This window comes from Comamonas sp. MYb69 (assembly GCF_037479315.1).
GTDB lineage: Bacteria > Pseudomonadota > Gammaproteobacteria > Burkholderiales > Burkholderiaceae_C > Comamonas.
In genome coordinates, this window is sequence record NZ_JBBGZG010000006.1 from 264,671 (window position 1) to 276,513 (window position 11,843).

Below are 11,843 nucleotides of genomic sequence, written 5' to 3' on the forward strand. Positions count from 1 at the left end.
GCAATGAGGGCAGGGATAAATGGCAACTACAGTCAACAAGAAAACATCGAACGAAGCCGTTTATGAGTGGGAAGGCAAGGACCGCAACGGCAAGATCGTGCGCGGCGAGTCCCGCGCGGGTGGAGAAAACCAGGTCATCGCATCGCTGCGCCGGCAAGGCATTTTGCCGTCCAAGATCAAAAAGCGCCGCATGCGCTCGGGCAAGCGCATCAAGCCCAAGGACATCGCCTTGTTCACGCGCCAGCTGGCCACGATGATGAAGGCCGGCGTGCCTTTGCTGCAGGCTTTTGACATCGTCGGCCGGGGCAGCACCAACCCCAGTGTGACCAAGCTGCTCAACGATGTGCGCAGCGATGTGGAGTCGGGCTCGTCACTGAGCACCGCCTTTCGCCGCCATCCGATGTACTTCAATGCGCTGTACTGCAACCTGGTCGAGGCTGGTGAGGCAGCCGGCATTTTGGAAGGCCTGCTCGACCGCTTGGCCACCTACATGGAAAAGACCGAGGCCATCAAGAGCAAGATCCGCTCGGCCCTGATGTACCCGACCTCGGTGGTCATCGTGGCCTTTGTGGTGGTGGCCATCATCATGATCTTTGTGATTCCGGCGTTCAAAGACGTGTTCTCCTCGTTTGGCGCCGACCTGCCCGGCCCTACCTTGATCGTGATGGCCATCAGCGAATTCTTTGTCAGTTACTGGTACCTGATCTTTTTTGGCATTGGTGGCAGCATCTATTTCTTTTTGCAGGCCTGGAAGCGCAGCGAGAAAATGCAGCGCACCATGGACCGCTGGCTGCTGAAGGTGCCGATCTTTGGCCCCTTGATTGAAAAATCCTGCGTGGCACGCTGGACGCGCACCTTGTCGACCATGTTTGCCGCGGGTGTTCCCCTGGTCGAAGCGCTGGACTCGGTGGGTGGCGCCTCCGGCAATGCCGTGTTTGCGGTGGCAACCGAGAAGATCCAGGCGCAGGTCTCCACCGGCACCAGCCTCACCGTCGCCATGTCGGATGCCCATGTGTTCCCCTCGATGGTGCTGCAGATGTGCGCGATCGGCGAGGAATCCGGCTCGATCGACCATATGCTGGGCAAAGCGGCAGACTTTTACGAAGCCGAAGTGGACGAGGCCGTTGCCGGCCTGTCCAGCCTGATGGAGCCCATCATCATTGTGTTTCTGGGCACGCTGATCGGCGGCATTGTGGTGTCGATGTACCTGCCGATCTTCAAGCTGGGCCAGGTGGTGTAACTGTGTCAGAAGCGCAATTGAACACAGGGCTGTTTGCCCTGCTGGGCCTGCTGGTGGGCAGCTTTTTGAATGTCGTGATGCACCGCCTGCCGCTGATGCTGGAGCGCCAATGGCGGCGTGACGCTCAGGACATGCTGGCAGCGACGGACAGTGCCCAAGCGTCCGGCACACCTCCTGAAGCTCAAGCCAAGGAGGACCGTTTCAACCTCTGGACCCCTGCCTCACGCTGCCCGCATTGCAGCCACCAGATCCGCTGGTACGAGAACGTGCCCGTGTTCAGCTGGCTTTTTCTGGGGGGGCGCTGCAGCCAGTGCCGTGCGCGTATTTCTGCGCGCTACCCGGTGGTGGAAATCGCCAACAGCCTGCTGTGGGCCTACTGCATCCACCGCTGGGGCCTGGGCGCTACCGGCATGGCCTGGTGCTTTTTTGCATCGGTGCTGCTGACTGCGGCGCTGATCGATTGGGACACGACCCTGCTGCCCGATGACCTGACCTTGCCGCTGCTTTGGGCAGGCTTGCTGGCCAGTGCGATGGGCTGGATCGATGTGCCGCTCAAAGATTCGCTGTTTGGCGCCGCCATTGGCTACATGGTGCTGTGGCTGATTTACTGGGCCTTCAAGCTGTTGACCGGCAAGGAAGGCATGGGCTATGGCGATTTCAAGCTGCTGGCCGCGCTGGGCGCCTGGTTTGGCTGGCAAGCGCTGATACCGATTGCACTGTTTTCCTCCGTTGTTGGCGCTGTGATCGGCATTGCGATGAAGATCTTCTCCAATCTGCGCGAAGGCGGCTATATCCCCTTTGGCCCCTTTCTCGCAGGTGCCGGCTTCTTGGTCATGTGGTTCGGCACCGGTATCGTCGACCGCCTGCTGCAGCCCTGATATGCGGCCGCGCATTGGCGTTACCGGGGGTATTGGCAGCGGCAAAAGCACCGTCGCCCAGGGCTTTGCCCAGTGGGGCTGCCATGTGATCGATGCCGACCGCATTGCCCGCGCGCTCACGCTGCCGGGCGGCGCGGCCATCGCTCCGATTGCGGCCCAGATGGGTGCCCGCTTTATCGATGCAGACGGCGCGCTCGACCGCGCACAGATGCGCGAGGCCGCCTTTCGCGACCCGGCCTACAAGGCGCAGCTCGAAGCCATCTTGCACCCCTTGATCCGCCAACAGATCGACCAGCAGTACCAGCAGGCCTGCAGCGCCACCAATGCGCCCCTGGTGATCTTTGACATCCCGCTGCTGACCGAGTCCAGCCAGTGGAGCCCACGCCTGGACCAGGTCATCGTGGTCGATTGCCAGGAAAGCACGCAAATAGCCCGGGTGCAGCAGCGCAACCAGCTGCCAGCATCGGCGATTGAGGCCATCATGGCCCAGCAGGCGAGCCGGCTACAGCGCCTGCGCAAGGCCGATTGGGTGCTGTGGAATGAAACGCTGTCGTTACAAGCGCTAGGCGAGGCCGTATTCGACCTATACAATGAATTGATAGCGAACTACCGCCCTCTGCAGCCCGACTGATCCGTGATAACTTACGAGTACCCCTTCAACGAACGTGTGCGAGCCTATCTCCGCCTGGAGTACCTGCTGCGCCGGCTTGACGTACTCCTGCAGCGCGACACGGACATCGACCACCATTTCGCCATCACCACCTTGTTCGAGGTGATGGATGTGGCCTCCCGCAGCGACCTCAAGACCGATCTGCTCAAGGACCTCGAACGCCAGCGCCAGCAGTTCAATGCCTACCGCGACAACCCGATGATTGCTGTGGACATGCTCGACAAGGTGATTGGCCAGATCGACGCCGCCCACAGCGAGTTACGGGCCCAGAACGGCAAGCCCAGCCAGTTGCTGATCGAGAACGAGTGGCTGATGGCCATTCGCAACCGCACCGGCATCCCTGGCGGCACCTGCACCTTCGACCTGCCCAGCTACCACGCCTGGCTGCATGCCGACAGCAACAGCCGCCGCGCCGATCTGCAGGGCTGGACGGCCTGCTTTGCGCCCCTGGCCAGCGCCCTCATCTTGCTGCTGCGGCTCTTTCGGGATGCGGGTGCGCCGCAGCGCATTGCAACCCTGCGCGGCCAGTTCCAGCAGAACCTGCCCCAGGGCCGCATCTACCAGCTGCTGCGCCTCAAGATCGACCCGAGCTCCAGCCTGGTGCCCGAGATCAGCGGCAACCGCCTGATGATCTCGATACGCATGCTGCAAAAGACCGAAAGCGGGCAGCTGGCGTTGACCACGCAGGATGGCCAGTACGAGATGGTGCTCTGCGCCTGAAGACCGCGCAGCCATCGCGCCAGCCCGCAGGCACCCTACAATGCCTGCATGAGTTCTTCCGCAGACAACGCACTCCCCAGCATCCAGTGCCCCCAGTGTGGCGGCCCTTCCAGCTTTGCACGCAGCAACCGGTTTCGCCCTTTTTGCAGCGAGCGCTGCAAGCTCATTGACCTGGGCGCCTGGGGCAATGAGGATTTTCGGGTGCCCGCCCAATCGCCACCGCTGGACCAGCCCTACGGCGATCCCCGACTGGAAGACTGAGAATCCCCGACGTTTAGCAACCGCAGCACTTGGCGGTGCTGCTTTTGCTTATTTCACTGCAGCTTCTGCCGCCTGGATATAGGTCGCAGGGTCAAAAGGCAGGCCCCGCTCCTCGCTCAGCCATTGCAGCACGGGGAAGGACCCCTCCAGCACCGGGCTCACCGTCAGCGGCAACTGCTGCCAGGACATCTGCTGGCCTTCACGCATCTCAAAATCACCCGACCACTGCGTCACCTTGCACCAGTGCAAGCGCACCAGCGCATGGCTGTAGTCGTGCTCGGTCACCTTCCAGGCGATGCAGTTGTCGATGCGGATGCCCAGCTCTTCGACCAGCTCACGGCGCAGCGCCTCTTCGACGGTCTCGCCCGCTTCGAGCTTGCCGCCGGGAAACTCCCACCAGCCCGCGCGGGGCTTGCCCAGGGGGCGGCTGGTTATCAGCAGGGCATGGTCGCTTTCGCGGATCAGCACGCCCACGGCCACGTCGGTATGGCTGCGGGTCTCGGTGGTATCAGTCTGGCTCATAGGTCTTCATGGGCTGCGCGGGCAGCCCGGTATGTTCAATCCTGGGCCTCTTCGCCCAGGTCGGCCACATCGGCAATCTTCTGGCGGCCCTGCACTTCGCGGTGGCTGCGGCCAGCCCAGTCACGGGCAAACTGGTGGGCCACCCGGCCGCTGCGCGAGCCGCGCTCCAGCGCCCAGACCAGGGCCTCGGGCCTGGCGGCCTCGATATCGGCCTCCGCCACACCCAGCGCAGACAGCCATTGGCCCACCACGCGCAGGTACTCGTCCTGGCTGAACGGGTAAAAGCTCACCCACAGGCCAAAGCGCTCGGACAGCGAAATCTTCTCTTCCACCACTTCGCCGGGGTGGATCTCGCCGTTCTCGCCCTTTTGCTGGGCCAGGTTGTCGGTCATGTACTCGGGCAATAGGTGGCGGCGGTTGCTGGTCGCATAGACCAGCACATTGGGCGTGGCTGCAGACACGGAGCCATCCAGGATCGACTTCATCGCCTTGTAGCCGGGCTCGCCCTCTTCAAAACTCAGGTCATCGCAGTAGATGATGAATTTCTCGGGCCGGCCAGCCACCACATCGACGATGTCGGGCAAGTCGGTGAGATCGGCCTTGTCCACCTCGATCAGGCGCAGGCCCTGGGGCGCATAGGCATGCAGGCAGGCGCGGATCAGGGACGACTTGCCGGTCCCGCGCGCGCCCGTGAGCAGCACATTGTTGGCAGTGCTGCCTTGCACAAACTGCTCGGTATTGCGCGCAATCTTCTCTTTTTGCCCGTCGATGTTCTGCAGATCCGACAGGGACATGGCCCCCACATGGCGCACCGGCTCCAGCACGCCACAGCCATTGGCGCGCTTGCGGTAGCGCCAGGCAATGGCGTCACTCCAGTCAGCCGGCGCCTGCAGCGCCTGGGGCAGGACGGACTCGATGCGCTGCATCAGCTGCTCGGCGCGCTGCACCAGGCGCTCAAGCGGAGAAAAAGGGGAGTGGGAAGACTCGGTCATGGTATCCAGACGCACAAGGTTGAAAGGCCAGCGGGGCCGGCACCTGCCCAGCCTTGGGCAGCCCGGCGCGCTAACCAAGCAGTATCAGGAGCGGTAGTCCGCGTTGATGCTCACATAGTCATGGCTCAGGTCGCAGGTCCACAGCTGGGTGGATGCACTGCCACGGCCCAGCTGCACGCGCACGACAATCTCCTGCTGCTTCATCACGCGCTGGCCATCGGCCTCCTGGTAGGCCGGGTTGCGCCCGCCTTTGGTGGCGACATGCACATCGTCCAGGTAGAGCTCGATCTGGGTCTGGTCCAGGTCGTCGATACCGGCGTAGCCCACAGCGGCCAGAATGCGGCCCAGGTTGGGGTCGCTGGCAAAGAAGGCGGTTTTGACCAGCGGCGAATGCGCAATCGCATAGGCCACCAGGCGGCATTCTTCTTCGGTACGGCCTTGCTCGACCTCGATCTGGATGAACTTGGTGGCGCCTTCGCCGTCGCGCACAATCGCCTGCGCCAGCTTCTGAGCCACTTCGCGCAGCGCGGCCATCAAGGCCTGGCCATCGGCGGTGTTCCAGTCGCTGATGGGGGCATTGCCCGCCTGGTTGGTGGCGACCACGACAAAGGAGTCATTGGTCGAGGTGTCACCATCGATCGTGATGCGGTTGAAGGACTGGTCGGCCAGCGTTTTGGCCAGCGCCGGCATCAGCTCGGGGCTGATGGCTGCGTCGGTGCCCAAAAAGCTCAGCATGGTCGCCATATTGGGGCGGATCATGCCGGCGCCCTTGCTGATACCGGTGACCTGCACCGTCTTGCCGCCAACGGTGGCCGAGGCGGAAAACGCCTTGGGCAAGGTGTCGGTGGTCATGATGCCTTCGGCCGCCTTGGCCCAGTGGCCCGCTTGCGCATCGGCAATGGCTGCAGGCAGGCCCGCAGTGATACGGTCCACTGGCAGCGGCTCCATGATCACGCCGGTCGAGAACGGCAGCACTTGCTGGGCATCGATCTTCAAGAGGCCTGCCAGCGCATCGCAGGTGGCGTGGGCACGGGCCAGGCCATCGGCACCGGTGCCGGCATTGGCATTGCCAGTGTTGATGACGATGGCGCGGATGGACTGGCTGTGGCTGGCCAGGTGTTCACGGCAGATCTGCACAGGCGCGGCACAAAAGCGGTTCTTGGTGAACACGCCGGCGACATGGCTGCCCTCGTCCAGCAAGAACACCGTCACATCCTTGCGATTGGCCTTGCGCACGCCGGCCTCCGTCACACCAATGCGAATACCGGCGACAGGAGCCAGGTCCTGCGCTACTGGGGCTTTCAAATTGACGGGCATATCAGTCTTTTCCTTGGAACCATGAAAAAAACGGGCGATGAACCAGTCAAAGCCCGTTGTGGTGAAGCAATCCGGTAATTTATGCGAGTTTACCGTGGCAGAGCTTGTATTTCTTGCCACTGCCGCATGGGCATGGATCATTGCGGGCCACACGCAGGCCTTCTGGCATGGGCAATGGCTCGCTGGCCTCGGCGTCACCGGACTCGTCGGGGCCGCTGTAGGTCACATGGGCCGTGCGGTCGTTGCTCTGCTCGAGCTGCTCGGTGGCTTCGTCGAGCTGCTCGGGCGAGCGGATCTGCACCGACATCATCACGCGGGTGACCTGGGTCTTGACCTGGTCGATCAGCTGGCTGAACAGCTCGAAAGCCTCGCGCTTGTATTCCTGCTTGGGCTGCTTTTGGGCGTAGCCACGCAGGTGGATGCCCTGGCGCAGATAGTCCAAAGCGGCCAGGTGGTCGCGCCAGCTGGAATCCAGGGTTTGCAGCAGCACCGCACGCATGAACTGCATGAAGTTCTCCTTGCCTGCCTGCTCCAGCTTGTCATTGAAGAGGCGTGCGCCTTCGGCAACGACCTTCTCTTCGATTTCCTCGTCGGAGATCGATTCGGCGCCTTCCAGCAGCTGCTGCAGGGGCAGCTCGATATGCCACTCGTCGCGCAGCACCTTCTCCAGGCCGGCCAGGTCCCACTGCTCTTCCATGGACTGCTCGGGCACATACTGGCGCACGATATCGGCCAGCGCGCTGTCGCGCATGCCGTCGATCATCGGCGCCAGATCGGCCGCATCCAGAATCTCGTTGCGCTGCTGGTAGATGACCTTGCGCTGGTCATTGGCAACGTCGTCGTACTCCAGCAATTGCTTGCGCATGTCAAAGTTGCGCGCTTCCACCTTGCGCTGGGCGCTTTCGATGGAGCGGGTCACGATGCCCGCTTCAATGGCTTCGCCATCGGGCATCTTCAGGCGTTCCATGATGGCCTTGACGCGGTCGCCCGCGAAAATGCGCATCAGCTGGTCATCCAGCGACAGGTAAAAACGCGAGGAGCCACGGTCACCCTGGCGGCCGGCACGGCCACGCAGCTGGTTGTCGATACGGCGCGATTCATGGCGCTCGGTCGCGATGATGCGCAGGCCACCCAGCTCGGTCACCTTGTCGTGCTCGATCTTCCACTCGGCGCGCAAGGCTTCCACTTTGTTGCGGCGCTCCGTCTCGGACAGCGACTCGTCGGCCTCGATGGCGGAAATCTGCTTTTCGATATTGCCGCCCAGCACGATGTCGGTACCGCGGCCGGCCATATTGGTCGCGATGGTGATGACGCCGGGGCGCCCCGCCTGGGCAATGATGTCTGCCTCGCGCTCATGCTGCTTGGCGTTGAGCACCTGGTGGGGCAGGTTCTCTTTCTTCAGCATCTCGTCGATGATTTCGGAGTTCTCGATCGAGGTCGTGCCCACCAGCACGGGCTGGCCGCGCTCGTAGCATTCACGGATGTCCTGGATCGCCGCTGCATACTTCTCAGGCGTGGTCTTGTAGACGCGGTCGAGCTGGTCATCGCGCTTGCTGGGGCGGTTGGGCGGAATCACCACGGTTTCCAGACCGTAGATTTCCTGGAACTCATAGGCCTCGGTGTCAGCGGTACCGGTCATGCCGCCCAGCTTGTTGTACAGGCGGAAATAGTTCTGGAAGGTGATCGATGCCAGGGTCTGGTTCTCGGCCTGGATTTCCACGCCTTCCTTGGCTTCCACGGCCTGGTGCAGGCCTTCGCTCCAGCGGCGGCCCGACATCAGACGGCCGGTGAACTCATCGACAATCACGACCTCGCCGCCCTGCACCACATAGTGCTGGTCGCGGTGGTAGAGGTGCTGGGCGCGCAATGCGGCATACAGCTGGTGCACCAGCGTGATGTTGGCAGGGTCGTAGAGCGAGGCGCCTTCGGCCAGCATGCCCTTTTCGGCCAGAATGCGCTCGGCCGCTTCGTAGCCTTGCTCGGTCAGGTGGATCTGGTGGCCCTTTTCGTCGACCGTGAAGTCGCCCGGCTTGGTCACGCCCTCACCGGTGCGGGGGTCGGCCTCGCCTTCCTGGCGCGTGAGCAGTGGCACCACTTCGCGCATCGCCAGGTAGGCGGCGGTGTGGTCTTCGGCCTGCCCGGAGATGATCAAGGGCGTGCGCGCCTCATCGATCAGAATCGAGTCCACCTCGTCGACGATGGCGAAGTTCAGCCGGCGCTGCACGCGCTCGCTGGCATCTTGCACCATGTTGTCGCGCAGGTAGTCAAAGCCGTACTCGTTGTTCGTGCCGTAGGTGATGTCGGAGTTGTAAGCGGCCTGCTTCTCATGCTTGGGCAGCTGCGACAGGTTGATACCGACCGACAGACCGAGGAAGTTGTAGAGGCGCCCCATCCAGGTCGCATCACGCGTGGCCAGGTAGTCATTGACCGTCACCACGTGCACACCATTGCCGCTCAGCGCGTTCAGGTACACGGGCAAGGTACCCGTCAAGGTCTTGCCTTCGCCGGTGCGCATTTCGGCAATCTTGCCGTAATGCAGGGCCATGCCGCCCAGCATCTGCACATCGAAGTGGCGCATCTTCATCACCCGCTTGGAGCCTTCACGCACCACGGCAAATGCCTCGGGCAGGATGTTGTCCAGCGATTCTCCGCCAGCGATGCGGTTCTTGAACTCCTGCGTCTTCTCGCGCAATTGTTCGTCGCTGAGCTTTTCGTACTCGGGCTCCATCGCATTGATGCGAGCGACGACCTTGCGGTATTGCTTGAGCAGGCGATCATTGCGACTGCCAAAAATTTTGGTGAAGAAATTGGTTGCCATGCGAACAGAACCACACAACCAGGGAATGCACTTGCGTCCACCCCTGCCATGCGACCGGAATTCCTAGTGATTAGTGTTGTGTCAGATGGAGGCAATGACCCCGGCTTCAATACCGGGAACGACGCCTGCCGAATAAAACATTCTACAACCCTGAATAGAATGCGTTGTGGCAGGTGCATTGCAATGTATGGCTATCGCCCCCGGGCTGCCCCTGACACCCCTATCCAGCCATGACCCAGCCATGATCCAGCCCCAACGTCGGCATTTCGCCGTCACCGTAGAACAAGCCGCAAGCGAGGCGCCCACTTTGGCCAGCCTCGTGGCTTTGACGCGGGAGTCTGCCACCCGCTTCAAACTGGTGGAGCCGCTGATCCCGCCGATGCTGCGCGCCTCGATCAAGCCCGGGCCCATCGATGGCGACCAGTGGTGCCTGCTGGTGGCCAACAATGCCTGCGCCGCCAAGATGAAGCAGCTGCTGCCGGCGATGGCGGCCCATCTGCGCGTCAAAGGCTACCCAACGGCAGACATTCGCCTCAAAGTACTGCGTTGAGCGACTCCGCCAGCGCCATTGAACACCGCCAGACGCAAAAAAGCCGTTCACAGCATTTGCTGGGAACGGCTTGGGAATCTGGTGCGGTTATCGGATGCAAAAATCACATATAAGTTATTGTTTTACATAGATATCAACACAACCAGCATCCATTGATACCGCCAAAAGTACCGACAATCTCAAAAGTACCTACTCAAGAGTTTTCTAGCTGGTAGTCAGCCTTATGAACCACCTGCGCTGTCAGCGGATGACTGGGCATGTACCCTCCAGATATCTCCAGAACTTCCCACTCTGTATCCTCGGTAGCCTTTTTCGCCAAGGCTGAAAGCTCAGCTCCTCTCGACCCGTGCCTGACAATGTTCTCGCTTGACCGGGTGATGATGAACTTGGTGCAGGTCGGGCACTTATAGTAGTTACGCTCACTATGGTCTATGGGGTAGAACTGAGCAGCGGAATTGCAAAGGGGGCATTGGGCCGGAATGATTTTTCGCATAATGAAGTGTCCTCGATAAATATGAGCAGCGTGAGAAACGCCACTACGTTGGTCTATTCTGGAAGATCCTTACTCGCACCATGCACGCTACGACCTTCGCCTCTTTCCTAATAAAAGCTCATTGCCCCCTTTAGATCAGGATCCGACAGATCCATCACTCCCTTGTGGTTAGCCCCAACTCCTACCAGTCCCAACAACCTCAGGTAGGACTGCATGCAATTTACAGTATCATAAATCCATGATTCTCTTGTATCGATTCACTCGTGATCAGAACATTCAAGGCTTCTTTAGTTCAAACAGAGCAAGCACTGACGCCTTAAAGGCCCTCATCCGATGGAGCGGAGGTGACAATAGGCGCGATTTTGCTGTGAGAGAAGAAAACGAAGAAGAGCTCATAGCCAGCGTGGTGTTTGACGAAAGGGAGCTAGACAGCGCGAGAGATGACATGCAACAGGCGTGTCTTGAGTGCGGTGTTCAGCGAGAAATAGTCAACGACTAAGGCAAAGGCTGCTGGATCAATCATGCCCGCCACCAGACCAGCACTTCAAAAAACGAATTTTCTATCTTGACGGTGCAAAAAAAACGTTACGTGGTCGGTCCTAGCCGGAAGGGCCTCAAGCTTTCAGGCCACCCCTCCCCGCCTTAACAAAAACTCAACCTGCTTTAACAAATCAAACGAACTCAAAGCGGCCCTCAGCCTAGCATCCATGCGGGTTAGCGGGCCGTTTTCATGTCCACGCATTTGATTAACAAATTCATACGGAGGAAATTTTCTGCGCGTGCGGAACGGAGGGGTGTCCACATCGTAGGCGCTTTCAACAATTTGGCTCCCCCCCGGCTTTCGCTCAGCTCGGTGGAGCGTTTTGACAGGCGGCTGACAGCAGCGCGTTAAGTCGGCTTCACCTCGCCAAAAAAAGTATCTCATTTCGCGGAAGTGCACAGAAAGAGAACCGACCGGTTTCTATTGGCGACCCCAAAATTGATGCCGCATCCCCCCACGCCCTCCTGAATTCTTTGCAGCAAGCAATTGAAGAAGGGGAACCGGACGGTCTGGGGCGGGATACATTCCGCAATTTCCGGCAATCAGGACACGACCAGACAAAAGAAAAGCGAGCACATGGCCCGCTAGTCTGTTTCCCCTGCTCTCAATTGCTAGTCTGCTGCTGCACCAGTATCTTTCAAGGCGCTGCGCAGGGAGTGAATCGCGCGGTCCGTCATGTCCTTTGTCATCTCCACATGCTGAGGGCACTCATCGGCAGGAAAGAAACCTCTCATCACCTGCTCACAGGCTTGATGCCATTCACTGGGCGTGTCCGATATTTTGTGTAAACGGGACGGGCTTCAGTTGATGGAGATGCGGTCTCCGAACTGAATGGTAAAGC

Annotated in this window: 10 protein-coding genes; 6 read left to right on the top strand and 4 right to left on the bottom strand. The window is 60.5% G+C overall.

The window, feature by feature from the left end; all coding sequences use genetic code 11:
- Positions 1-19 precede the first annotated feature (19 nt).
- Genes WH303_RS11045 through WH303_RS11065 form a run of 5 tightly spaced genes read left to right on the top strand, consistent with a single transcriptional unit; the run spans position 20 to position 3,769 of the window.
- Complete coding sequence (locus tag WH303_RS11045) at positions 20-1,240, top strand: type II secretion system F family protein (RefSeq protein ID WP_339518457.1); 1,221 nt, start codon at positions 20-22, stop codon at positions 1,238-1,240.
- Between the two features lie 17 nt (positions 1,241-1,257).
- A complete protein-coding gene (locus WH303_RS11050; RefSeq protein WP_339518459.1) occupies positions 1,258-2,118 on the top strand; it encodes a prepilin peptidase in 861 nt (286 codons plus the stop codon).
- A gap of 1 nt (position 2,119) precedes the next feature.
- On the top strand, positions 2,120-2,749 hold the full coding sequence (gene coaE / locus WH303_RS11055; protein ID WP_339518461.1) for a dephospho-CoA kinase: 630 nt from the start codon (positions 2,120-2,122) through the stop codon (positions 2,747-2,749).
- Between the two features lie 3 nt (positions 2,750-2,752).
- Positions 2,753-3,508 carry a cell division protein ZapD gene (zapD, locus tag WH303_RS11060; RefSeq protein WP_339518462.1) on the top strand — a complete coding sequence of 252 codons (756 nt, stop codon included), beginning with the start codon at positions 2,753-2,755 and terminating at the stop codon, positions 3,506-3,508.
- A gap of 48 nt (positions 3,509-3,556) precedes the next feature.
- Positions 3,557-3,769, top strand: a complete 213-nt coding sequence (locus WH303_RS11065; protein ID WP_116927086.1) for a DNA gyrase inhibitor YacG — start codon at positions 3,557-3,559, stop codon at positions 3,767-3,769.
- 48 nt (positions 3,770-3,817) lie between these two features.
- Here the strand turns inward: WH303_RS11065 and WH303_RS11070 are convergent, their stop codons facing one another.
- The 4 genes from WH303_RS11070 to secA all read right to left on the bottom strand — a co-directional run bounded on the left by WH303_RS11070 (position 3,818) and on the right by secA (position 9,418).
- Complete coding sequence (locus WH303_RS11070; protein WP_339518464.1) at positions 3,818-4,291, bottom strand: NUDIX domain-containing protein; 474 nt, start codon at positions 4,289-4,291, stop codon at positions 3,818-3,820.
- Between the two features lie 35 nt (positions 4,292-4,326).
- A complete protein-coding gene (locus WH303_RS11075; RefSeq protein ID WP_339518465.1) occupies positions 4,327-5,283 on the bottom strand; it encodes an ATP-binding protein in 957 nt (318 codons plus the stop codon).
- A gap of 84 nt (positions 5,284-5,367) precedes the next feature.
- Positions 5,368-6,600: a bifunctional glutamate N-acetyltransferase/amino-acid acetyltransferase ArgJ gene (gene argJ / locus WH303_RS11080; protein WP_339518466.1), complete on the bottom strand. Its 1,233-nt coding sequence runs from the start codon at positions 6,598-6,600 to the stop codon at positions 5,368-5,370.
- A gap of 79 nt (positions 6,601-6,679) precedes the next feature.
- Positions 6,680-9,418, bottom strand: coding sequence for a preprotein translocase subunit SecA (gene secA, locus WH303_RS11085; RefSeq protein ID WP_339518467.1), 2,739 nt, complete (start codon positions 9,416-9,418; stop codon positions 6,680-6,682).
- A gap of 241 nt (positions 9,419-9,659) precedes the next feature.
- On the opposite strand from secA, the gene WH303_RS11090 reads away from it, so the two are divergent.
- A complete protein-coding gene (locus WH303_RS11090; RefSeq protein ID WP_021027801.1) occupies positions 9,660-9,968 on the top strand; it encodes a hypothetical protein in 309 nt (102 codons plus the stop codon).
- The last annotated feature ends 1,875 nt before the right edge of the window (positions 9,969-11,843 follow it).